The sequence below is a fragment of the Komarekiella delphini-convector SJRDD-AB1 genome (genome assembly GCF_014831675.1).
Taxonomy (GTDB): Bacteria; Cyanobacteriota; Cyanobacteriia; order Cyanobacteriales; family Nostocaceae; genus Komarekiella.
The window spans coordinates 61613-84474 of the sequence record NZ_VJXY01000017.1; the positions used below are offsets into that span (position 1 = coordinate 61613).

The 22862-nt window shown below is 39.7% G+C and carries 22 protein-coding genes and 1 pseudogene; 4 read left to right on the forward strand and 19 right to left on the reverse strand.

Going from position 1 to position 22862, the window contains the following annotated elements; all coding sequences use genetic code 11:
* Positions 1 to 11: 11 nt before the first annotated feature.
* Both FNW02_RS16790 and FNW02_RS16795 read left to right on the forward strand, forming a co-directional pair.
* Positions 12 to 1352 (forward strand): PQQ-dependent sugar dehydrogenase, encoded by a 1341-nt coding sequence (locus FNW02_RS16790; RefSeq protein WP_191758655.1) that lies wholly within the window; start codon positions 12 to 14, stop codon positions 1350 to 1352.
* Between the two features lie 194 nt (positions 1353 to 1546).
* Positions 1547 to 1954, forward strand: coding sequence for a phosphomannose isomerase type II C-terminal cupin domain (locus FNW02_RS16795; RefSeq protein ID WP_191758656.1), 408 nt, complete (start codon positions 1547 to 1549; stop codon positions 1952 to 1954).
* Positions 1955 to 2035: 81 nt separating this feature from the next.
* Here the strand turns inward: FNW02_RS16795 and FNW02_RS16800 are convergent, their stop codons facing one another.
* From FNW02_RS16800 to dndC, 10 genes are all read right to left on the reverse strand, one after another.
* On the reverse strand, positions 2036 to 2794 hold the full coding sequence (locus FNW02_RS16800; protein WP_191758657.1) for a HEAT repeat domain-containing protein: 759 nt from the start codon (positions 2792 to 2794) through the stop codon (positions 2036 to 2038).
* 166 nt (positions 2795 to 2960) lie between these two features.
* Positions 2961 to 3476 (reverse strand): GNAT family N-acetyltransferase, encoded by a 516-nt coding sequence (locus FNW02_RS16805; RefSeq protein ID WP_191758658.1) that lies wholly within the window; start codon positions 3474 to 3476, stop codon positions 2961 to 2963.
* Between the two features lie 17 nt (positions 3477 to 3493).
* Positions 3494 to 3679, reverse strand: a complete 186-nt coding sequence (locus FNW02_RS16810; RefSeq protein ID WP_191758659.1) for a hypothetical protein — start codon at positions 3677 to 3679, stop codon at positions 3494 to 3496.
* Positions 3680 to 3784: 105 nt separating this feature from the next.
* Positions 3785 to 4189, reverse strand: coding sequence for an ABC transporter permease (locus FNW02_RS16815; protein WP_191758660.1), 405 nt, complete (start codon positions 4187 to 4189; stop codon positions 3785 to 3787).
* Positions 4174 to 5463 (reverse strand): AmpG family muropeptide MFS transporter, encoded by a 1290-nt coding sequence (locus FNW02_RS16820; RefSeq protein WP_191758661.1) that lies wholly within the window; start codon positions 5461 to 5463, stop codon positions 4174 to 4176. Before FNW02_RS16820 ends, FNW02_RS16815 begins: the two co-directional genes overlap by 16 nt.
* Before the next feature lie 289 nt (positions 5464 to 5752).
* The gene (locus FNW02_RS16825) at positions 5753 to 7210 is read right to left on the reverse strand and encodes a DNA phosphorothioation-associated putative methyltransferase (RefSeq protein ID WP_191758662.1); all 1458 of its coding nucleotides are present in this window, start codon (positions 7208 to 7210) and stop codon (positions 5753 to 5755) included.
* Between the two features lie 63 nt (positions 7211 to 7273).
* Entirely contained in the window at positions 7274 to 7660 is a 387-nt protein-coding gene (gene dndE / locus FNW02_RS16830; RefSeq protein ID WP_191758663.1) for a DNA sulfur modification protein DndE, read from the reverse strand.
* Between the two features lie 147 nt (positions 7661 to 7807).
* Positions 7808 to 8164, reverse strand: coding sequence for a hypothetical protein (locus tag FNW02_RS16835; protein ID WP_191758664.1), 357 nt, complete (start codon positions 8162 to 8164; stop codon positions 7808 to 7810).
* A gap of 205 nt (positions 8165 to 8369) precedes the next feature.
* Positions 8370 to 10358, reverse strand: coding sequence for a DNA sulfur modification protein DndD (dndD, locus tag FNW02_RS16840; RefSeq protein ID WP_191758665.1), 1989 nt, complete (start codon positions 10356 to 10358; stop codon positions 8370 to 8372).
* 267 nt (positions 10359 to 10625) lie between these two features.
* Entirely contained in the window at positions 10626 to 12335 is a 1710-nt protein-coding gene (gene dndC / locus FNW02_RS16845) for a DNA phosphorothioation system sulfurtransferase DndC (protein ID WP_191758666.1), read from the reverse strand.
* A 169-nt stretch (positions 12336 to 12504) separates the two neighbouring features.
* Between dndC and FNW02_RS16850 the strand changes: the two genes are divergently transcribed.
* Positions 12505 to 14097, forward strand: a complete 1593-nt coding sequence (locus FNW02_RS16850; RefSeq protein ID WP_191758667.1) for a DGQHR domain-containing protein — start codon at positions 12505 to 12507, stop codon at positions 14095 to 14097.
* 109 nt (positions 14098 to 14206) lie between these two features.
* Here FNW02_RS16850 and FNW02_RS39930 read toward each other — a convergent pair whose 3' ends face one another.
* The 3 genes from FNW02_RS39930 to FNW02_RS16860 are packed head-to-tail and all read right to left on the reverse strand — an operon-like array spanning position 14207 to position 15546.
* Positions 14207 to 14605 (reverse strand): HNH endonuclease, encoded by a 399-nt coding sequence (locus FNW02_RS39930; protein ID WP_348535404.1) that lies wholly within the window; start codon positions 14603 to 14605, stop codon positions 14207 to 14209.
* Positions 14556 to 15044, reverse strand: a complete 489-nt coding sequence (locus FNW02_RS39935; RefSeq protein ID WP_348535405.1) for a hypothetical protein — start codon at positions 15042 to 15044, stop codon at positions 14556 to 14558. The genes FNW02_RS39930 and FNW02_RS39935 overlap by 50 nt, the downstream gene beginning before the upstream one ends.
* A 31-nt stretch (positions 15045 to 15075) precedes the next feature.
* Positions 15076 to 15546, reverse strand: coding sequence for a DNA phosphorothioation-associated protein 4 (locus tag FNW02_RS16860; RefSeq protein WP_191758668.1), 471 nt, complete (start codon positions 15544 to 15546; stop codon positions 15076 to 15078).
* 332 nt (positions 15547 to 15878) lie between these two features.
* Between FNW02_RS16860 and FNW02_RS16865 the strand changes: the two genes are divergently transcribed.
* Complete coding sequence (locus FNW02_RS16865; protein ID WP_191758669.1) at positions 15879 to 16460, forward strand: hypothetical protein; 582 nt, start codon at positions 15879 to 15881, stop codon at positions 16458 to 16460.
* 53 nt (positions 16461 to 16513) lie between these two features.
* On the opposite strand, the gene FNW02_RS16870 is transcribed toward FNW02_RS16865, so the two are convergent.
* The 6 genes and pseudogenes from FNW02_RS16870 to lexA all read right to left on the reverse strand — a co-directional run bounded on the left by FNW02_RS16870 (position 16514) and on the right by lexA (position 22616).
* A complete protein-coding gene (locus tag FNW02_RS16870) occupies positions 16514 to 17092 on the reverse strand; it encodes a Uma2 family endonuclease (RefSeq protein WP_191758670.1) in 579 nt (192 codons plus the stop codon).
* 99 nt (positions 17093 to 17191) lie between these two features.
* Positions 17192 to 17760: pseudogene (locus FNW02_RS16875) on the reverse strand (Uma2 family endonuclease).
* 3 nt (positions 17761 to 17763) lie between these two features.
* Positions 17764 to 19836, reverse strand: a complete 2073-nt coding sequence (locus tag FNW02_RS16880) for an AAA family ATPase (RefSeq protein ID WP_191758671.1) — start codon at positions 19834 to 19836, stop codon at positions 17764 to 17766.
* Positions 19833 to 20006: a hypothetical protein gene (locus FNW02_RS16885; RefSeq protein WP_191758672.1), complete on the reverse strand. Its 174-nt coding sequence runs from the start codon at positions 20004 to 20006 to the stop codon at positions 19833 to 19835. The genes FNW02_RS16880 and FNW02_RS16885 overlap by 4 nt, the downstream gene beginning before the upstream one ends.
* A gap of 351 nt (positions 20007 to 20357) precedes the next feature.
* Entirely contained in the window at positions 20358 to 21839 is a 1482-nt protein-coding gene (locus tag FNW02_RS16890) for a DNA phosphorothioation system restriction enzyme (RefSeq protein ID WP_191758673.1), read from the reverse strand.
* Between the two features lie 174 nt (positions 21840 to 22013).
* A complete protein-coding gene (gene lexA, locus FNW02_RS16895; RefSeq protein ID WP_191758674.1) occupies positions 22014 to 22616 on the reverse strand; it encodes a transcriptional repressor LexA in 603 nt (200 codons plus the stop codon).
* Between the last annotated feature and the right edge of the window lie 246 nt (positions 22617 to 22862).

The window sequence follows — 22862 nt, forward strand, 5'->3', positions numbered from 1 at the left end:
TTTTTGCTGTTATGAAAGTTTCTGCGCGTTTCTTGCTGCTAGTTTTGTTACTGACTACAGCAGCAGCCTGTAACCAGACTCGCGCCTCCTTGGACAATACCACGCAAGTATCTGCACCTTCGCCCCAGTTGGCACAGAATTCTACACAGCCGAAAAATAGCGTTCGTACTGAACCACTTTCACCTACACCTATCCGAATTAACCTGAAGAATTTACCAGCACCTTTCGCTACGGACAGTGTTTCCAAGAGGCCCGAAGTTGTACCAATTCCCCAAAACCCCGTATTACGTGTACCATCAGGATTTACAGTTAATGTGTTTGCTGAAGGTTTAGATGCCCCTCGCTGGCTGGCTTTAACCCCCAGTGGTGATGTGCTGGTGACGGAAACGGGGCAAAACCGCATTCGTCTGTTGCGTGATAGTAACGGCGACGGCGTAGCAGATGTCCAAGAGACTTTTGCTAACAGGACAAATGGACTCAATAGACCCTTCGGTATGGCTTTTGCAGGTGATTCCTTCTTCTTAGGAAACACTGATGCTGTACTAAGTTTTCCTTATACTCAGGGCCAAAACAAAATTACAGGTAAGGGGAAAAAAATCGCTGACTTACCTGCTGAGGGTTATAACAATCATTGGACGCGCAATATTGTTGTCTCGCCAGATGGTAATAAGTTATATGTTTCAATTGGTTCAGGAACCAATGTGGATGAGGAACCTTTACCAAGAGCATCGGTACAAGTAATGAATTTGGATGGTTCCCAGCAGCAGACTTTTGCCTTTGGCTTGCGTAACCCTGTTGGTTTAGACTTTCATCCTGTAACGAAGGAACTTTACACTACTGTTAATGAACGGGATGGTATTGGTGATGATTTAGTGCCAGACTACTTAACACGCATCCAGCAAGGGGAATTCTATGGCTGGCCGTATGCTTATCTGACGCCAAGCAACCTCGATCCACGTCAAAAGACGAATAATAAAAGTAAGCGCCCCGACTTAGTAGCCCGTACCCAAACCCCGGATGTGCTTTTTCAATCGCATTCAGCTGCATTAGGTTTGCAGTTTTATGACCGTCAGACATTTCCAGAAAAGTATCGGAACGGTGCTTTTACTGCTTTTCGTGGTTCTTGGAACCGCGATCGCGGCACTGGTTATAAAATTGTCTTTGTTCCCTTCGATAGTAAAGGCCGCCCACAAGGTTACTACGAAGACTTTCTCACAGGATTTTTGCTAAATCCTTCTACACCAACTACTTGGGGACGACCTGTGGGTTTACTCGTATTACCTGATGGCAGTTTGTTAGTAACGGAGGAAGCCAATAATCGTATTTATCGGATTCAGTATACGGGGGGTTAGGGATTAGGGACTGGGGACTAAGGATTGGGGACTGGGAAAGAGTTTTTCTAGTATTTAATATTAAATATGTAGTACGCGATCGCTAAGTAGACCGCGTTGACAGCATTTCTTTGTGTGGCTTAACCCTAGCTTTATCTGGTTACGTTAAATTACTGGAGAATAATAGTAATAGTCATCTGGTTGAGAAATTAGTTATGACTCAGAATGAGGATAATATTAAGTCAAATATCAACGAACCTTCCTCACATTCAGGTACACGATACTGGGGTAACGTGGAGGTGATAGAGGAGGGAGAAAGCTATAGAATTAGTCGTGTTGAAATCAAGCCTAGGCACGGCATTAAACCGCAAATCCATTATCACCGCAATGAACATTGGGTTGTAGTTTCTGGTGTCGCGAAGGTGACTTGTGGAGAAGAAGAAGTATTACTGAATCGAAATGAGTCAACTTTTGTTCCAGCAGCGACACTGCATAAGGTAGAAAATCCCGGACATATTCCACTAATTATTTTGGAAATTCAAAATGGTGAATATTTAGGTGAGGACGATACAGAACGACCTTATGACCTTAATTTAGTCAAGCCTGCAACTGAAGCTCAGTAAGGGTTGGGGTAGCAAAGGAGTTAAAAGACAGAGTAAAGAAAGCTATTGATTTGTAAAGTCTGAATTTTGGAAATTCAAAAGTTAAAACCACCCTTCTTGTTCTAGAGTTTCAATTAGCTGCAAACCACGGGGATCACCTACTCCTAGTAGTGAGGCTTTCGCGTCTTCGCGCACTCCTAAATCTTGGTCTTCAGCAAAGGCTTGAATTAGTGCATCGATCGCTGTGGCATAAACTACGTTAGAAGGCAATTCCCGACATAACTGTCCGATCGCCCAAGCGCAATTACTCCTAACTGCGGCTACAGGGTCTTTAACTAAGGCTCCAATTAGTGGCGGTATCGCTCCTAAAACTGCCTCATAACCTACGTCTGCCATCTGTGCTAGGGCACTAGCAGCCCACAAACGAACTGCGGAGATGTCGGTTCTTAAGGCGTCTGCTAGGGGTGCTAAGGAACGGCGATCGCGGCAGTTTCCTAAAGCCCAAACTACACCTTTACGTACATAGCCATTCCAATCCTGGTGCAATTGGGTAATTAACGGGCCCACTGCATCTGGACTGGGATTACGTCCGAGTCCGTATGCAGCACTTACTCTAACTAAAGGACAAGTATCAGTTAACAGACGAATTAGATGAGGAGTAGCGCGGGGATATTCAATGTCACAAAAAGCACGAGCTGCTAGCATCCTTTGCTGGGGCTGAGGATTTTCTAGGAGGGCTAGCATCATTTCTGGATCTGGCTTTGCTTCCTCTGACTCAGCAGTTAGCGGCTCTATTTTATCTAGGGGGCTTTCTAGCTCCACCTCGGCATCGAGTAGGCTTAGGTCGTCTTCGTCGTACATAATTTCAATCCCTAGCTGGGATTAACTCACAACCCTCCATGCCAACAGATAAAACCCTGATAGATGTCAGTTACATCATTGTACATCTCATCAACCAGGTTGATTTTGATGTTCACGAGAACTGATATAACTAAAACGCTACAGAATGTTATCGTTATGCACTAGTTTATTTTTCTGCACTCAGGAATTTTATCATCCAGAGGGATTGGGTTTGATAACCCAATTGATTGTAAAGATTCAATGCAGGTGTATTTGATTGAAACACTTGCAGTCCGATTTGGCGATCGCCTCTTTGAGTGGCCCAATTTTCTACATATCGCATCAAAGCTGTGCCAATACCTCGCCGTCGATATTCTGGCACAACGTAGAGGATAAAGATGTGAGCATGGCGATCGCCCCGCACTTGGTCTATGGCATTACCTACCCAGAGGCAAGCGATGGGGGGAGTGGAGGCAGAGGAGAAATTTCGTTTCTGCTTCCCTGCCCCTACCTCCCTCTCTTCTTCAACCCACCACAAGGGTGTGTCGCCAGAAAAGTATTGCTTAACTGTTTGCTCTAAGTGGGCAAAATCTTGGTTGGGGAACATATCCTGGTAAGTCCGTTGCATGAACTTGACCAGTAGCGACCGATCTAAAGTTGAGCCACGGCGAATATGAAACCCCGGTAGTAGTTGCTCAGACACTTTTGACGTTCATTCACTTAGCTAGCTGAGTTATGTACTGTTGGTGGGACAGGAGTGGGTTGAACACTCACGCCTACCTCTTCAATTGGTGCGGGTGCTGCCATGTCGGAGGGTAAAAATATGCGGGCACTGACAGCCACCAAGGCAAAGAAAAATACTAATACTGCAAGCAGTGGGGCGATGTACTGACGAAAAATAGCCATATTTTGGATTGCAAAAAGCTAGGGACTTTTATGAGAACCTAGCTAAATATCTGTAAAGTTTTCTTGATTTATTTTAGCGATTTTCCGAGGCGAAGAAATAACAGATTATCGGCGATCGCGCTCTAAGTCATCGAGTACTCTTTCACAATACCAATTCTCTGGCATCCCAGGATAATTCTCTTTTGCTTGCTCAATTAACCTTTCGGCAGCGGCAGTATCACCAGATAATCTAGCGATCAGCCTGTTTTTGAGATAGCTATCAGATGCACTCTCTTCTACTTGGTTTGGGATCTCTCCTCTGAATGATGGGGTTGGGGTCTGTCTCCTCAACTGCCAAAATAAAACGTAATAAAGTGTACCAAAAATTAGAATCAGGCTGAGTGTTCCAAAAAAAGTTAGGAGGTTGAATCCCAAAAATCCTAAAACTAACTGCGAGAGAACATAGCCAAGTAACAACCCAGTGAGTAAGAGGATCAATGTGCCGACAGTAATAACTACTTGATTCCCCATATATCCTCTTCTTCCTCAAGTCCTGGTCTAGATACTGCCACTGGTTGAGGGTTCCAAGGGGCAAACACTGGTAATAAGAGTAGTCCTGGTATAGCGGCGGCGATGGTAATTAAGAAAAATACAGGCCATCCTGTGCTTTGGGCGATCGCGCCACCAGGAGATGCTAGAATATCCCGGCTAACAGCCATCAAGCTCGAAAGCAAAGCATACTGAGTTGCGGAAAACCGCTGGTTACAAAGACTCATCAAAAAGGCAACAAAGGCTGCTGTCCCCAATCCACCACAAAACTGTTCTACGTTGATAGCAAGTACCATAGCTTGGTAATTTTTACCGATATATGCTAGAAAAAAGTACGCTAAATTACTGACAGCTTGCAAAACACCAAATACCCAAAGTGAGCGATTGATGCCAATTGTGCTCAAAATTGAACCACCCGCTAAAGCACCAACAATGGTAGCAATTAATCCCATGCCTACCTGAATTGCTCCAATGTCGGTTTTAGTAAAACCAGTTTGCAGCAAAAAGGGCGTGGTCATATTGCTCAGTAAGGCGTCACCCAGCTTGTATAGAGTAATGAACACAAGAATTAAAATAGCTTGAATAATACCCTGACGCTGGAAAAATTCTCTAAAGGGCAAGACGACAGCATCGGCTAAGGAAGCTGGAGGGCTGATTGCTTCTGGTTCTGGTGCTAACAAGGTGGCAAAAATACCGATCACCATCGTTCCTGCCATAATCAAGTAAACTGATGACCAAGGCAGGTTGTCGGCAAGTATCAAGGCTAAAGCACCCGCGACTAAGAGGGCAATTCGATAACCTAAGATAAAAACCGCTGCACCAGCCCCCATTTCTAATTTTTCCAAAACATCAGTGCGGTAGGCATCACTAGCGATATCTTGAGTTGCACTAATAAAGGCAATGACTATGGCGTTGATAGCTAAAAGCTGTAATGCTTGTTTGGGTTGTTGAAAACCCATGACTGCGATCGCTACTATCAAAGCAATCTGTGTCAAAATTAACCAACCCCGCCGCCGTCCCAAAATTGGCAGGGTGAACCTATCTAGTAAAGGCGACCAAAGAAACTTCAAGGAATAAGGCAATCCAACGAGGCTAAACCATCCAATAGCTGCTAAATCTACCTTTTCTATGGTCATCCAAGCCTTTAAGGTATTACCGATTAACAATAATGGTAAACCGGATGCAAAACCTAGTAACAATAAAGCCGCCATTTTGCGGCTGCCAAAAACTTGTAGCAGCGATTTAATTTCCCTCATAGTTTCAATTTTTTGCCTTTTTTGAGGAAATCTCAGTCATGGTAATTGGAGTTTGGATAAAATACAACGAGTAAATGAGAAAGTGTATCATGTTAATACCTATAAGGGTTTGAATTCTCAGGGTGGCAGTAGTTCTGGATTAATCCCTTTCAATGACTGAGATATTTTGCCATTGCTGCTATGCAATTATATGTAAACATGCCAACTTACCAAGATTTACTTGGCTGAAATAGAAATTCAGGATTTCCTTACAGCGTCAACAGTTTCTTAACTTTCCGAAAACCATTTTTTAACTTTCCTGAATTGGATAAACTTGATGACCTCTAATTTCTACCCTGTGTGCAGCAAGGCATTTTTCCCAACCTTCACGTGTACCGATATCGGTTTTTTGCTTGAGCAGTCCTAATTGCTGTTCTTGTTGGGTAAGTTGAGCAAATTCTTCGTAAAGCGGGTAGTTGTTGGTAACAAAGTTTTCTTTACGGTGCAAAATCGGCGAATTTACCCTATTTTCATAGTCTCGGTGAGTGACGAATAGGGTTTTTAAATCAATAGTTATACTTGCTTTTAAGGCTGGATGAGGGTCAGTGTCAAATTCTGGGTAAAACAGATAGGATATTTGTGGTTTATCAGTGTAATATTTTACCAGCGTGGCTCCATCTCCCCGCCCAATGGTACGGCTAGCGCAGCCTTCGTAAATTCGCAGCAAGGGATCTAGTGCTGCCAATGCCCAAACATGGACGTAAAGGGCGCTACGTGTATGTTTACCAATTTTGCTTTTTTCGCAAGCAGTTTGAATAACCCTTGGTTTACCTAAACTGAAAAGCTTTTGGTCAGCTACAGCGCAGGCTTCCTCATAGCTACCAAAAAAGGCTTTGATATCGTGACGCATTTCTGGCGCTAGCTTTTGCCATGCAGGGCGTTGATCAAAGTGGGTGAGTGCGAGGTAAACTTGGATGTCTAGAGAACGATGATAGGCGATCGCATCCCATTCGGCTTCGTCTGTAGCTTGCAAAACTATAGCAAAGGCACGGCGAAAGTTACCAAACTCGCTCAATAATTCCTGTTCATTGTCTAATTCGCCTTTGACAGGTAGTCTACCGCGCTTAGTAAAAAAAGCCATTAGTGGTTCGAGTTGTTCTTGATAGTCTTCAAACCGCTTGCTGGGGACGCGGACTCGCGGCGTAGAAGTTCTAGAAAAAAAGCGGATAGCTTTGTAACTCTCTTTTTCGGCTTCATCTCGAAAAACAAAGTAGACGCCTAACGCCACCGGTACTGCATCTACATTTAGCACTTCATCAATATAAGTTTTGAGTTCTTCTTGTTCGTAATATTTCTGAAAAGTATTGCGCCGAGTCACGATCCCATCGTTGTAAGCTAATTGAGTTTTGCTGGGAGCGTTAATCAGTATTTGAGCAGCAACAATTAAAACTTTTTGCGTGAGTTCCCAAGCTTGGATTAAACTTTGACGCCTTTCTTCTGGGTCTTCAATGACGTTAAGGACGTAACCCAAGTTGACTACATCGGCAGGGGTGATGGGTGCATTGGGATAGTAGTAAGGATCCCAGCCTGCACTGGTGTAGCCTAAGTTTTCTACTCGCTGTATATCACCACCATAGCCACAACCATAGTCAAAAAAAGTAGTATCTTTATGCAAGATTGCCCACTCTATTGCCAATCGTACAGGGCGAGATAGATCAGTGCGGGCGATCGCAGCTCTATGACGCTCGATTTCTAGCGCTTCGGGCATAAGACTAATTCGTAATTCGTAATTCGTAATTCGTAATTAAGACACCCAGTAGTTAATATTCTTTCAATGTTTAATGGCTAGTTCAATTAAATCTTCAATTTTCTTGATATTTGGATCGCCTGCTAAGTAACCAATACCACGATGCAAATGCAGGCGAAATTGAGTGGCGAGGGTTTCTTTATCAGTGGGATAACCGTCATTGTGACAGCGTTGCTTGAGTGCGAGGAGGAGAATATCGGACATTTCGCCGCCAAAGACGCGCCAAGTCATTTCGACGTTGCTATCTTGGGGAATGGGTACGGGGGAAGGTGCGGTTGGTTCTGCTAGGGAACGACAAAACGCCCAACGGCATAAGATGTTCCATTGGTCAATTTTGGTGCTGCGTTTGAGTTTGGTAAGTTGGTCTTTGGCTGTTTGGGAGAGTTTAATTCTTTCGATAGGAGATTCCATAATCTTGGTAAAAATTAATGATAGAGACCTCAGTAAATCATTTTTTAAGAGATGCGGTCAAAAGGGGAAATATAATTCGTTCGTCTACAACCGCATCTCCCAAGTCAACCAAAACAGCACAAAATAACCAAGTTTCCATATCTTTAATTAGTAAAAAATTCTGGGAATAGGATCAGCTTTGTCAAAAGGTATTTCTTTTTTTATTACATCAACTATAGTATCAATATTGTATGTTTCATTGATATAAAATATGCGAGTTTTTATTGAATAAGGTTGAAAACTATCAAATTTTCTGATTTTTAAAGATTTGATTTTACTAGAGAAATCGTCAATTTCAAAACTAATATAATATTTTATCAATCTTTTTTCATTATTTTTTGGCTCTACATTACAATCCCAATTTATTTCTAATTCCTTAATCAATAGAAACGATAGGTTATTTATTGGGTCAATATTCCACCCAGTTTGTTTAATTAATAACTCACGCAGTTCTTGAAAGGTCATAATATTTCATTATTTAAGTACTAATTCATTTTTAAAGTAAGATTACTGATAGTTCTATAGAAAATATACTGAAAAGTTAAGTATTTGATAAAATTATAAAAATACTCGTTGAAAACCCTCGAACTGCTGCAATAGCATCATTAGATATATTGTAAATATTTAAGCTTAAACAAAGAGCGATCGCTCACTATTTAACCGATATCTACTACCAAAAGTATTGATTTTCTACTACTGTTGTTTGGCGAGTAGCAGAATCGTATTTGAGCAGGTATTCGCGAGCGATCGCTTCATTTTCTCGTAGTGTTTCTACTTCTTGTCTGCCGATTTCGGTGTCGGTGGAAAGTAAAATTACTTGGTGGCTGGCGGATGGAAAGTAACGTTCAACTAAGTTACTGCGGTGGGATGAGTCTAGTCTACCGAGAGGTGTATCGATTGCTACTGGTAGGCGGTGGCCAGAGACTTTTGCTAGTCCCCAGAGAAAGGCGATCGCCAGTAGTTGTTTTTCGCCAGCAGAAAGGCGATGTTTAGGAACTGGTTTACCATTGAAATCATAAAGAGATAGGCTGAAAGTTTTGGTGTCAATAGCGATACGATGTACTAAATCTGACTTATGGAGGAGATAAAGAAAACAATTTTTAACTTCTTCTTCTAATTTATTAAGCTTTCTCAGAGTTAATTTTTCACGAAAAATCTTGAGTGTATTTTGAACCTTAGCCGCAGAGGTAACAATATGTTCGTTATTTTTATGCTTGATATTTTCTACAGTATATTCACTTAATTCTTTTTTGGTTTTAGCAATAATAGTTTCTAATTCAGCTAAACGGCGGCGGATTGTTTCGTAATTTGCTTTAGCTTCAACAACTTGATTTTGTGCTGCTTCTAGTGCCTGACGCAACTTTGTATAATCTTCTGGTTCTGCGGCCGTTTGCATTTGTCTTTCAAGACTATGAATTTCTTCTTCTTTATTTTTGAGAATAGTCAATTTATCTTTTGCAGAAATTTTAGAATTTTGCAAGTGATAGATGAAATTATCTAACTGACTTAAAGCTTCGTCATCAGCTAATAACCAAGGTGCTTCCATTGGTCTACTTTTTGCATATAAAGTATCTATATCTTGAATTAGAAATGATTGAATTTTTTCTAGTTCTGTTGGGGTGATATCTACTTGAGTTAGCCAAGTGAGTAAACGCTGATCTCGCTCCGTTAACACATCTTTTGAAATTTGGATTTGTTGATGACGAAATTCTTTTTCTCCCTGCGTTTGCACCTGAGTAAGTAAATTGGGAATTAATGCTAAAGGTAAAACATCAGCTGCTAACTCAGACATCGATTGACGTACTTGTTCAACTTCCGTAGTTATTTCTTTATTTTTTAGTTCTAATTGATTGCGTTCTGCCGCAATTTTACCCCCATCATAAATAAATTTATCGAAAGCTTCACACTGCTGTGTTTCTAATTTTTCTAGCTGATTTTTTAGAGTTTCTAATGCTTCTGTTGTTGTTTGATAATCTTCTTGCTGCTGAGTTAACTTGGTTTCAATTTCTTCTATATTTGCTAAATCCTTACTAGTACCAATTTCTTTGAGTTTACGGTTAACTAAAATATCTAAATCAACTGCTAAACGATCTGCTAACTCTAGACCTAAAAGTCCGCGAATTGCATCGACTACAACTGGTGGTGGTGTTTCTTGTTCTGCAAGTTCTTTGACTTGTTCACCATCAAATAGAAATAAATTAGAAATGCCTAACGGCAAAAGATTTTCTATATATTCATCCCAGATATTAACTAAAGCATCAGGCCATGTATCACTATCACCTAAAATACCTAATGTATCTTTACCTTCTTTAGGATTTTTTGTCCAACTACGCACAACACGGTACTTTATTGGCTTATCATTTTCGATATGTTCAAAAAGTAATTCAATCCGAGTGTCTGTAGTTGAATCTATCTTGCTGTTAACACATTGGTTAAGAAAATCGCTATAACTTAAATTACCACGGGTAGAACATTGGGCACGTTGTCCATAAAGCGCGAGACGAATAGCATCCATAAGGGTAGTTTTTCCACCGCCATTCATGCCACCTAATAGGATAATTGGATGCGAGTTTTCCTCATCAATTTTTGGGTTAAGATTGATTACCTGTTTTCCACTGTAGGGGCCAAAGTTTTGTAATACGAGTTCAAGAAATATCATTGATTTCTAAGATTATTAAATACCAGTTAAAAGTTTGTAGTGAGGGCTTCAGCTTTCTAGTACGTCTGTTACGTGAATAAATAGGGCTAAAGCCCTTACTACAAGCCAATTTAAATTTATTACATTTCGTAATATTATTTATACTTACCTACATATAATTGCGTAAAATTTGACCTCATGTTTATTCAACTTGTGTAGGCAGTTTCTCTTTCGGGAAGTCGCTTTCCGTCTTGTCTGTATAGCTGCAATTTCAAATGGCTGGGTATTTTATTCTTCTGAATTTTTCTTTGAAAATTTCATACTTGCCCAAGTTACCTGTTCATCACTTTCACTTTCACCTTCATCTACTTCATCCATTGCTGCAACATCGCCCAAAGTCATCTGCTTGACTTTTGCAACATCACCTTGACTAACTGCTTCGTTTAATTCACGTTTCAAACGAGCATTTTTAATTGCGTCTTCTGGTGAACGAGAACTCGTATTAAAACATTTTTCTAGAGTTTCGTATATTCCGACACGACGAGTCTTTTTGCGATACTGGCGTTCTGTGTCTAATAATTTCGCTAGAAGTTCCAAGTGCATCGCATCACCTTCACAGATTTCTTCTAATACTATCCATTCATCACGACCTAGTAGGCTATAGTCAGCACCAGGACGCGGGTCTTGAAATTCTTCACCAGTCACTTCTTGATAAATCCGGGGTAAACTATCATCAAATTCGTGTTTATCTTCTAGCCAAATGCGGCGAATTTCGCTCATTTCTTCTAGAGTAATTAGGGTGATGTCGCGCATATTTTCTGGCGCTGTGCAACGAGTTTTTGTTTGAGCTTCTAATAACCGTCTTAGCCAATGTTCTCGCCAATATTTGGTATAAGGGCCATGAATTGGTTCAATAGAGGCTTCACCATCTACATGACGCTCAAAAAGTTGAACTTCTCCCCAGATGCGACGAAAGTCTCTTTTATCACGGTCATCTTTAATATCTAATTCATTGCGAATATCTAATAGAGGTTGCATCCATTCTTTCTCTTCATCATTTTGAATCATTGCCTCCATTGATTTATCTTTATTAACAATTGTGCAAACCCAGCAGCCAAATCGAGAATCACCACAACTAGGAGTAGAAGTATCAACAACTAGAGGGCATTCATTATCTGCTGTAGCACCTCGATACATAGTGAATAAGTCTTTGTTACTATACCCCCAAGGGTTTTGGCACTGATTTAGATAAATCCAAACTTCATCAGTACGCCAATCTTCGATGGGGCTATAAATTAAAGAATTAGGCAAGCTTGGACTATGGTAAAGCAGAGATGTAGGTAAACTTGAATCAGAAACGAGGCGATCTTTTAGGCTACCTACTTGATGTTTTTCCATTGAAATAGAACGTTTGATACTTTCAGCCTTACGCGTACCTAAAATCAGAATAACTTCCCCATTTACTCTAACCACATCACGTATAAAACGGTTAGAAGGATGAATTTTCAGACGGTCTGTACACCAACGAAATTTTCCTCGCGGCGTTGGATAACCTTTACCAATTAAGCTTACCCAGAATGTCTCTTTGATTTCTGGTTGTAATAAGTGGGGTTCAATGAGCATTTTCTGTTCTTTAGCAGCAGCCCTCATGCTTTCTAAGGATTTGCGTACCCAAACAGAGACTACAGGGTTCTCTACCAGTGTGTCAGTTGTAATAACATGAATAGTCTTTTTTCGCTTTTCAATTGGTAGTGCTGCGATCGCATTCCAGATAAGCTGTAAAGTGGCAGTACTATCTTTACCACCGGAATAGCCTACTACCCAAGGTATCTGATCCAAACAATACAATTCTTGAATTTCAATGGTGAGAGCTTGGATGTATTCCACTAACTCTGCTACAGTACGTGTTTGCTGAACTGTCTTGAAAAATTGCTCCTCTTGGGCTTTCCCCAAGACCGCATTTTTCGCTTTATTTTCTGGTTGTTGTGCTGTAGTCATTTCTCCTTCTCTCTGGAAACATGGGTGTAATATTCGGGCGAATAGAATTCGGGGCACAGGCAAAACCCACCTGCATGGATTGAATAAAAGTTTTTAAAAACTTTACTACTAATATTCAATTGTTTGGATAATTAAACTACATAATACTGTTCTATTTTTAAAAATTAACATGAAAGACTCTGACCCAACTGCTGACATTGCTAGAGAGTACCTGGAAAGGGAAAACAAGGAAAAACAGGTACTCGCTTTACTGCTAGACAAGTTTTTAGAAAAAAAGGATCAGATTCTCGTTCAAAAAACCCAGATGGGTGGTACTGAGGCTTATGTTAGCTCTGTTACTCTGGAATGGTTTGCAGGTCGTGTTCACTTTGCCTCTGGCCTACCTCTGTTTCAGAAAAAGTACAATCCAGAGAGTGAGAATGTTGAGATTGATGCGGATAGCATTGATGAAATTCAGCAACGTCCCCTTGATTGGTCACGGCAAGCACCTCTAGTACAGTATTTGGCAGCTCGACAAAATCACAAGTTTCCGCCAGTGCTAGTAGTAATTAATCAACCGTGGGTGGATAATCCTAAAGCTGCTGAGTGGGATAGCGAAGGACGCGCCACAAAGTCTACAACTGATTTCATACCCCTAGATAAAGACGGTAAGGCAGGTCTTTTAAATATTTCTGAAGATGATGTAACTATTTATGCACTAGATGGTCAACATCGACTCATGGGGGTTCAAGGATTGATGGAGTTAATCAAAACTCGTAAACTCCAGCGTTATAAAAAAGATAAAGCTGCTGATGACAGTTTTATTACAGTAAACGATTTGATAGACAAATACCAAGTAGACCTTGCTTACTTGCAAAATTTACCCAAGGAAAAAATTGGTATTGAGTTCATCTGTGCAGTAGCGGCTGGAGAAACTCGCACCCAAGCGAGGCGGAGGGTGAGATCAATTTTTGTTCATGTCAACCTGATGGCTGCACCGTTGACTAAAGGTCAGCTAACACAGTTGAATGAAGATGATGGTTTTGCGATCGTTGCTAGAAAAATTGCCGTTACACATCCACTATTAGAACAACGACAAGAACGCAATCCCCGTGTTAATTGGAATAGTGCAACAGTGGCTTCCAATTCTACAGTTTTAACTACATTGCAAGCTCTACAAGATATGTCTGAGCGATATTTGGGTCAAAAGTTCCCCTACTGGAAACCCTTAGAAAAAGGTCTAATTCCCATGCGTCCAGAGGATGAAGAACTTGAGCAGGGAATTCAGGAATTTAGCAATTTATTTGATTATTTGGCTAGTCTTTCTAGTTATAAAATTTTAGAACACGAGGATACACCAGCTTTACGGCGGTTCAGCTTTGAGAAGGATGGAGGTGAAGGAAATATGCTTTTTCGTCCGGTTGCTCAAGTTGCTTTAGCGCAAGCTTTGGGAGTTTTGGTATTTAAAAAAGATTTTTCTTTAACAGATATATTTAAGAAACTGCGGAAGTTTGACCAGCAAGGCGGCTTTAGTGGTATGGAGTATCCTCAATCTCTTTGGTATGGGGTTTTGTATGACCCAAATAAAAAGCGGGTGCAGGTTGCTGGACGAGATTTAGCGGCGAAGTTATTGGTTTACATCTTGGGTGGAATTCAGGAACAGATGGAACGTGCTGAACTTCGTAAGGCTTTGGCAGATGCTAGGACTGTTGAGAATAAAACAATAGGCTTTGATGGCGATTTTGTTGAACCCAAAAAGGTAGGACTTCCACCTATCCTGTAATTATGCTTGAAATATATTTTGGCGATGCCATTGCAGCGCTTCCAGTTCTGGAAAGTGTTGTTCTATGTTTGGTAAAAGTATTGTTTCACCATGAAAATTTTTCATTGGTTTAGCAATGGGGAGATGCTTCTTCCAAATCATTACTAACTATGATTTTGTATTGCTCATCTACAGCGAACCAACTCCTATCAAATGCCCAATGATGATTTTTGCAAAGAGCAATTCCATTATTAATTTTACTATCATAAAACTGTGAGAATGGTTTGATGTGTGCGCCATCCACAATATTTTGATTGACTTTTCTAGTTACTTTGAGTCCACAAAAGGCACATATGTAATCATAAATATGTATAATTGCTGTCCTAAAAAAAGCATTTATAATAACTGCTCGTTTCCACCTCCATCTGGGATTAGTATCTAAATTTCCTGTTTCAATTAATTTTTCTATCTCTACTGAGTCATCTTGAAAAGCTTGATTGATTTGTAAAATAGCTTCTATGTATATCATTTTCATTATCAGAAAAGAAAGCTGTCACAAGTGCGTCAATTAGTTCTTTTCTAGAAAATTCATCTTGCAAAAAGTTAAATAATTCATTGTCTAGATATGCATATTCAACAGCCTCTTTTAGTTTATTAATTGTTTTTGGCTGCAACCCATTAAATTCAGGCTTAAATTTTAAGTACCAAAAGCACTCATTTTGTAGATGTAAGAAAGGATAGTGTAAACCACCTTTGTAAGATGGAGAACCGATTACATTCCAATACCTCTCAAAAGTTTTAATTAATTCGTCGGAAACGGGAATCTCATTCGTAGTAATAATACCCAGCGCAATCAAATCAATTACAGATAAAAGTAAGATTGGTTTATATTGAGCATTACCATGCTTCCGGTTACTACTCACATTTAATTCAGCAAAGCGTTGACAGTAATATGCTATATTTTCCATATTTAATAACTTAATTAAGCAAGTAAAAAAATCAATTTAAAAATTTACTCAGGTCAAATTCTTCTTCTAATTGTTCTTTTGTTCCTCTTTCAGAAATTAGAACTAATAGAAGTCGCTCTGAGTAATCCACAGAACCTCGCAACTCGTTTTGTAAAATTTCTAGTCCTCCATTAGCATACTCTTCAAATATTTGAGTACGTTTATCTTCATCTTGTTCTTCTCTAGATGAGAGGATGTTGATATCTTTAGTTTCATTGATTCCTAATAATTTAATAATTAGGTCATACCCCAATGAAGCAAAATTTTCTTGTGGAATTGGAGATGGTTCTCTTTTTGTGGTTTCCCCCAAAGGAATGCGCTTTTTATATTTAACGCCTAAAGCTGCTGCAAACGCCATAACTTCTACATAAGTCTGAAAAGGGCCAGTTGTCTCTTTTGATGCTACTAGAGATTTCACAAACTCAGCCTTATCTTTAGCAACCCTGATTCTGTTTGCAGCCATGATATTAATATCTACATTGTTGCCATCTTAACCGACAGCTAAAAGCGATGCCTAGCGGTAAGCTATTCAGAGTCAAAGCATCTATTACGCATTATTTTATACTAATAAATGAGTCAGCGCAAACTTCCATCACCCCAACAAACTCATGATTTTATGGGTGTGACTGACAAGATACGCGAGGTTATACTGGTAGCCTCGCAACAGTTCAGTTTTATGTAGCCAATAATAAAAAAGTATAATAAAATACGTATCAAGTTTATTTAATCAAGTCATGCGTAGTTTATTGTAATCATTACTTCAGTAAAAAAGTCTTACCAACAAAGGTTTAGTGTATGAGTGAAAATGAAAAGCAAAGCAATTTCTGGACTACGTTACCTGGAATAATTACAGCATTAACTGGTATAATAACAGCTACGGGGGGATTGATTGCATCTCTTCATACGACTGGTATATTTTCTAGCCAAAATACCCAAGCTTCTTCTGCAAATCCACCACAGACTCAAACTAATACTTCTACTTGTCTTCAACAGGCAAATAATGCAACTTTTGAGGTTAAAGCTTATAACCAAAATGGTTGTAAATTTAAAATTTTAAATAATAAGAATAACGTTAAAGCACACTTTCATGCTACTGGAGAATGGGCTGTTGGTAAAGCGGCTGATGGATTTGAATATGTCACAGCTGAAGGTTATACAAGAGAGATTGACGAATCTACTAAAAAGTTATTCAAATGTCCAGACCAAAAACTAGGAGCATTAATATATATACGTAGAGGAAAATGTTATCATGCAGGCGAAGATACAGTTTTACCATTAGAAGCAGAAGAGGAAATTAATTTTTATATTAATGATCATGCTGAAGGTTACGATGATAACCGAGGAATTATGAAAGTTACCTGGGATATAGCCAACTAAAATATGATTTTGTACTTGAGGGCAAGCAAAAACCGATCGCACCTATAACCACATTACTCTATACTAATTATCAAGCGATCGCTAACAAACAAATTATCCACCAACATAGTCCATCCTGGTAACGCGGGTTCAGCTTCCGCCACCTCACCACGGCGATAAATTTGAGCTTGTTCGGGGTAACTGGCGCGATATACTCTGATAACTTCCTCTTTGAGTACATCCACATCCCAAACTACCAAAGTACCAACTGCAAAATAATCACGGCGTTTGCTAGCCATATCTTTCTCTGCTGTCTCACCGTAATCATTTTCACTTCCCGCCTCAGTAGCAAATACAGGCGCACCATTCAGGAACTTTCCACCTGTGGGTTTGCCAGTGTAAAATGCGGCATCAGGACTTAAAGAACGGCGGTTAGGAAGATTGACAAAAAAACCAACGTTATCAGGTAAAGCATAACCACTTTTGGTCAGTCTTTTGTAATCGCGCAGATTAGCATAAATTTCACCTCCTGCACGTCCTGGTAAAAATCCAGTTGGAGACATCAGCAGTAGTTCTCCATTGACAATCTCTGCTTTACAATTTTCAGGGACGCTGTATAAATCTTCAATAGTTGCTTCACTCTTTATATTCATAAAAAATCTGATATGAATTGGAGATAATCTTAACTTAACAATATCTTCTGTATGTGGTAGCCTGCTACAAGGCTCTACGTGTCTACGTTTCTCCAAAACTTAGGCTGGAAACTGAACATCCTCATAAACTAAAGAAATAGGAAAATGAAAATCAACGCTAGTTAAATGAACTTCATTCCTTTCTTCGTAAGGATGTAACTCCCAGAGTCCTTTATCATTTAGCCGAAAGCAATCTAAACTAATTTTTTCAGCATCAATGAGAACATATTCTTGTAAAGTCTCAATGCGGCGGTACTGCATAAATTTTTTTCCTCTATCGTAAGCTTCGTACTAACAGAGAGGACTTCGAAAATTAAACAAGGATACTGAATAAATTTAATAGCTTGTCTATCCCGTTCATCACAACTCACCATAACATCTGGGTAGTGAAACGGCTCGTTCTCAGTTAATCGTACTTTTGCATCTGCCATGAAGGCGCGACATGCACCCCCTCGAAAATGATTTTTTAATGCCGAAGCCAAGTTTAAGGCAATGGTAGTATGAGGAATTGTCCCCCTAGTCATGGCGAAGACTTCACCATTGATATATTCATATTTAATATCTTGGTGTTCTTCCCATTCTAGGTATTGTTGGGGAGATATATAGTTTTGGTCTTGACTTACAATTATAGATTACCTATTACGTTCAACTTCAATAATCTCGGTATATTCAAACTCGTTGGGACTTTGCCTAACTAAAGAATATCTGTCTTTGCCTAACTCAATATAATCCTGCTCACAATCTGGTTTTGAAGAATAATACGTCAGTACATATTCTCTCCCAATTCTACCTGTCATTTCTGCTTCTACTTCACCCCGCCACTGAGTCTTAGTTACTAAAACTATCAGCTGATTCGCCAATTGAGGAATTATTTGAGCAATGTGTCGCCGCGAACTTTCATCTAAACTACCGAAGGGTGAATCCATGACAATTGGAAAAGTGCTACTATCGGGAATCATCATCATTTTTCGTTTCTCACTCCATTCCCTTACTTTGTCAATAATGCTAGCTATAAAGGATAAACTGAGAATTTGATTTTCCCCAGTGGAAGCTGCAACTAGTGCTTCCATACCCGTGGTATTTTCTACTAATGTTAGTTCATATTTATCGCTAATTTTAGGAATGTATGGAGTAACAGAAATCTCTGCAAATATCTCTTGTACTCGCTTTTCTAGTTGCAAGCGAAATTGTTGTTCTTGACGATTTCTGACTTCTGTTAACCGTTCGATTGCATCTTGAGTAGCGTTAATCCGGCGCTGTGCTAAAGTTTGCTTGTCTTCATTCAGTTTTTGTTTGCTGATTTGTTTGTTAAAACCTTCAATTTCAGTTGTGAGTTGAGCAATTTGCTGCTGATTTGCACCCTGTTCTCGGTTTAATTCATCAATTTTACTTTCAATTTCATCTAAGCGTTTTTGTAAACTGCTAATTTCTTCGTTAGCATCTTTTCGCAAACGTTCTTGAATATTGTCTAAATCGCCTTCAATTTGGCATATGCTTTGCCTTAATTGATTAATCCTAGTTTGTTCTCTATCAACTTCTTCCCAAAATCCTATGGCTTGCTTATCGATTTCATCTACTTGAGCGCTCATGCGAATTGCAGTTTCTTCCACTGCTGAGGAACCTGCTCTATTTAACCAAGTAGTTACATAAGTATGAGAATGATTGCCCTCGTGTAATGCTGCTCCGCAAATACAGCGTTGAGAATTGAGTAAATCATTCACAAATTCCCGCGAAATTCCAAATGTTAACTCGCCTCGTTGCTTTAAATCATTGATAATTTCTCGAAACTGTGCTGTAGTTTCTGAGAGTAAAACGGTATAACCCCGTGCGGAAATTACTTTTTTCAGTGCTTCCTTAGTTTTTTTATATTCTTCTTGATTTGTCGCTTTCTGCAATTCTAAATCCTGCCATCTTTGTTGTAATTCTTTAGCTGCACTGAGTTCTCGCAAACGGTTACTTGTCTCTTTTTTAAAAGTTTGTTGATATTCTAATTCTTCTTTAATTTCAGTTTGCCGTTTGGTAATGCGTTCACGCTCTCGCTCTATCTTCTCTTGTTGTCGTAACAGTTGTTTAATTTGGGAATCACCAATAGCTTTTAACTCGTTTTCTAGAGTTTTTTTAGCATCTCCCAAGTGTCTGATGGAACGGTTGATTACTTCCACACCCAAGAAAATTTTTGTAGCTTCGGCAATTTCAGCTTTTTTATCTGAACGGACTATTTCTTCAATTCGTTCTCCGTCAAAGAAAAAATATTGATGTAAAGTAGCGGGTAAAATTTGATTTATTATATCATCTGGTTGCTGAATTGGGATATTCCATTTGCCATCGTCTCCGCCAACCCACATCGTTAATTGAGTTTTGCCAGCATCAAAATCACCTTCGTTTTTATAACCCCGACAGGCACGTTTGACTCGATAGCGTTTACCTTCATGTTCCCAACCAATCTCTACCCAACATTCTACAGCTTGGCCTCTTGGAGTTTCTGCGATCGCACGCTTATTTACTAACTGTTCTGTCGATGCAAATGCCGCACTAAATTTTTCATACAATACCCAAGTAAAGGCATTTAGCAGACTAGTTTTTCCAGAGCCATTATTGCCATGAATAATCGTTGTGTTTTGAACATCTCCACCAGCGAGGCTTATTTCTGGTGTAATACCATAAAAGGAGCGAAAGTTGCATAACTTGATTGAAGTCAGCTTCATCGCACCTCTTCCTTCACAATGTCCAAAATATTATCATTTATATGGCTGTTAATCTTCTTATCTAGCCTACCTTTCTCCAGCTTCCACACCCGCTCAATAATTTGCCGCACTTCCGGCGGAGCGCTGGTTATTGGCTCCTGCACATCATCAATATTTCCCTCTTGTGACATATCAGGTTTTAAAATATTATTTTTCTATATTTTAACTGCTTCTACGTGTGCGATCGCCTCCGTAAGGTTACTATTAGTGTTATCTTTATTTTCAGCAAACTATATCTTTAAATTTCTCATTTTTTTGAAAAAAACGCTTTATTTGTGAAAGGTTTTCTGCTATAATTTTTATTAATAAAGATTTACTTTATAATGGGATATAAGTAAAATTTTTAAAGCAGCCTATATCCCATTATAAAATGCTTCATATAATTATCTTCCCATATCAAACGCTCTTTTTTTCAGAACTCAAAAAATTTTATAAAATAATACAACTATATGCAGAATTGCAGATTTATCTGCGGTTATTTATCAAATATCTAATAACCCATATCGCTTTTGTAAATCTAGCAACTTCATTCTCGCTTCCCCAGCGTTGTCAGCTAAATCAGCGAATTCGACAAAGCGACGTAATTCCTTTTTCAACAGATTACGCTCAACTTCTACAGTTTCTCTGTCTAAGTCTGGTGGCAAAACAATCATGTCAAATATAGTTGCACGTTCTTTAGCAGGATGAGGACGCAAAACTCGCCCCCGTCGCTGAATAAACTGGCGGGGATTACCAGAACTTGATAAAATCACCGCAGTTTGAATTGCCGGAATATCAACACCTTCATCTAAACAGCGAATTGCTACCAAACCTTGCAACTCACCACTTTCAAATTGATGGCGCAATATTTCCCGTTCTTGTAAAGTTGTTTGAGCCGTATAGGTGCTTACCTTGTACCCCAAATCCACTCCCAGAATTTTGGCAACGGCTTTAAGTTGGCGTAGAGATGAACGTTGTCCCGCATCTTGTGAACCATCACTGCAATAAAAAAGAGTATGAGTAGTTTCGCGGCGAGTTTCCATTAATTCATGCAAGGCGGTTAATTTATTTTCCGCTGCACCAATTAATCTTGCTCTTTGCATCAACAACGGCTTTAAATCTTCATTGTCTTCAAAATTCCCCGCTTCTCCATTTTCTCGTTCTCTATATAGTAGCGATCGCCCAATTCTTTTAGTTAATTTTAAATAAGCAATACTTTCTGCCTCAGTTAATTCTACCAGAATTGGATAATACTGATAATGCACCAAAGCCCCTTGAGCGATCGCATCCCGCAAAGTAAACTCTGGCTGGAGAACTGGGCCAAAATAATCAAATAAAGATTGTGTCCCAAAGTCATCAAAATACCTTTCTGGTGTCGCAGATAAAGCCAGCCGCAACCCTACACGACGCGGTAAACTTTCTTCTAATTTGGGTGCGCCTAAGTTATGCGCCTCATCGCCAATAATTAAAGTCTTGGCGGGAAAATATTTGAGTTGAGATTGAAACCCTTCTCCAATTAAAGTAGAGTTTGTAGTAATCACCGTCACAAAACCTTGGGAGCCAGAACGCAGATTGTAAATCTGCGTAGAAAGTTGACTTTGCCAAGCGCGTAAATTTTCAAAGGCTAAAATAGGCTGCAAATTAAACTTTTCACATTCTCGCGCCCATTGGGTGACAAGATGGCGATAGGGACAGACTACCAACAAAACTTGTAAGTTAATCTGTTGGTATAATTCACAAGCGATCGCTAATGCTGTGATTGTTTTACCACTACCAGTTGCCATTTTTAGCGTTCCTCTACCATTGTTAGCAAACCAGCTAGTGATAGCTTGTCGCTGATACTGCCTCAATTGCAGAGATAAAGGGATTTTCGGGCATCCTGGTAGTGGTTGCTGAGTCTGATAACTGCCCTTACTTTCCCTTACAAATGGTAATTTGAGTTTGAAAGTGGGCAGTTGATGCACTGGATTTGATATCAGATACATAAAATGTCAGGCACAAAGATGGTAACGAACCCTAATAATTGGGCATTGGTGATTAGGAAAAAGTTGTGAGTGCTGAGTTCTAAGTTAGGAATTCTCCCCCTGCTTACCCTACTTCCCCAGTCCCCATTGCCCCTTATCCCCAGAGGGGGCCCCGAGTTCCCCAATCCCCATTTTTCAGTAACCGCGCCAAACGCCGATGAGAGAACCTTGTACCTGCACATGCATAGCTGCAACTTCAATGGGGTTGTACTTAGAATTTGCTGGTTTGAGGGTAACGCGATCGCCACTTCGATAAAAACGTTTTAAAGTAGTACCGTATCCATCAACTCTGGCGGCGACAATAGTACCATTTTTCAGATGATCTGGTTCTGCTACTGGACGCAAGAATACTAAATCTCCATCAGCAATTAAATCTTCAATCATGCTGTCGCCAGCTACGCGCAAAGCATAGGTTTGAGCAGGTAATGAGAAATTAGAAAAGTCCAGATGATCTACAGTATCGGTGAATGGTTCAATTAAACCACCAGCGGCGATCGTGCCTAAAATCGGTACACCTTGCTTTACAGGATGTAAAATCCGAATAGTTCGCGCCTTCCCTTCATTCCATTCTATGTATCCTTTAACGCGTAAATGTTCTAAGCGACTTTGAATTGGTGCTGGCGACTTCAAGCTCATCGCCTGCATCATTTGCCGAATTGAAGGCGAATGTTGGTGTGTTCGGATGTATTCCGCCAACCATTCGTAAAGTTCTTGTTGAGCTTCTGTTAGACGTTCCATAAATTTATCGGGAAGTAATTATAAATGTCCCTAGAACATTAGTACTACAAAAAACTCTCCATAACAAGATAAAAGTAAAAATATGAAAAGCAAAAGAAAGATAATTCTTTTATTTTTTGCCTATTTATTTTTGATTTTTTACGAAGAAGTAGCCAGGAATTAAGAGTCGGGAGTTAGAAGATAGGGGCAGTGGAGGAGTGAGGGAACACAGAAGCAGAGGAGAAAGGTGAGAAAATAACTCTTAAC

Coding starts and splice junctions, on each gene's coding strand:
- FNW02_RS16790 (WP_191758655.1), top strand. CDS start 12: ATGAAAGTTTCTGCGCGTTTCTTGCTGCTAGTTTTGTTACTGACTACA.
- FNW02_RS16795 (WP_191758656.1), top strand. CDS start 1,547: ATGACTCAGAATGAGGATAATATTAAGTCAAATATCAACGAACCTTCC.
- FNW02_RS16800 (WP_191758657.1), bottom strand. CDS start 2,794: ATGTACGACGAAGACGACCTAAGCCTACTCGATGCCGAGGTGGAGCTA.
- FNW02_RS16810 (WP_191758659.1), bottom strand. CDS start 3,679: ATGGCTATTTTTCGTCAGTACATCGCCCCACTGCTTGCAGTATTAGTA.
- FNW02_RS16815 (WP_191758660.1), bottom strand. CDS start 4,189: ATGGGGAATCAAGTAGTTATTACTGTCGGCACATTGATCCTCTTACTC.
- FNW02_RS16820 (WP_191758661.1), bottom strand. CDS start 5,463: ATGAGGGAAATTAAATCGCTGCTACAAGTTTTTGGCAGCCGCAAAATG.
- FNW02_RS16825 (WP_191758662.1), bottom strand. CDS start 7,210: ATGCCCGAAGCGCTAGAAATCGAGCGTCATAGAGCTGCGATCGCCCGC.
- dndE (WP_191758663.1), bottom strand. CDS start 7,660: ATGGAATCTCCTATCGAAAGAATTAAACTCTCCCAAACAGCCAAAGAC.
- FNW02_RS16835 (WP_191758664.1), bottom strand. CDS start 8,164: ATGACCTTTCAAGAACTGCGTGAGTTATTAATTAAACAAACTGGGTGG.
- dndD (WP_191758665.1), bottom strand. CDS start 10,358: ATGATATTTCTTGAACTCGTATTACAAAACTTTGGCCCCTACAGTGGA.
- dndC (WP_191758666.1), bottom strand. CDS start 12,335: ATGACTACAGCACAACAACCAGAAAATAAAGCGAAAAATGCGGTCTTG.
- FNW02_RS16850 (WP_191758667.1), top strand. CDS start 12,505: ATGAAAGACTCTGACCCAACTGCTGACATTGCTAGAGAGTACCTGGAA.
- FNW02_RS39930 (WP_348535404.1), bottom strand. CDS start 14,605: ATGATATACATAGAAGCTATTTTACAAATCAATCAAGCTTTTCAAGAT.
- FNW02_RS39935 (WP_348535405.1), bottom strand. CDS start 15,044: ATGGAAAATATAGCATATTACTGTCAACGCTTTGCTGAATTAAATGTG.
- FNW02_RS16860 (WP_191758668.1), bottom strand. CDS start 15,546: ATGGCTGCAAACAGAATCAGGGTTGCTAAAGATAAGGCTGAGTTTGTG.
- FNW02_RS16865 (WP_191758669.1), top strand. CDS start 15,879: ATGAGTGAAAATGAAAAGCAAAGCAATTTCTGGACTACGTTACCTGGA.
- FNW02_RS16870 (WP_191758670.1), bottom strand. CDS start 17,092: ATGAATATAAAGAGTGAAGCAACTATTGAAGATTTATACAGCGTCCCT.
- FNW02_RS16880 (WP_191758671.1), bottom strand. CDS start 19,836: ATGAAGCTGACTTCAATCAAGTTATGCAACTTTCGCTCCTTTTATGGT.
- FNW02_RS16885 (WP_191758672.1), bottom strand. CDS start 20,006: ATGTCACAAGAGGGAAATATTGATGATGTGCAGGAGCCAATAACCAGC.
- FNW02_RS16890 (WP_191758673.1), bottom strand. CDS start 21,839: ATGTATCTGATATCAAATCCAGTGCATCAACTGCCCACTTTCAAACTC.
- lexA (WP_191758674.1), bottom strand. CDS start 22,616: ATGGAACGTCTAACAGAAGCTCAACAAGAACTTTACGAATGGTTGGCG.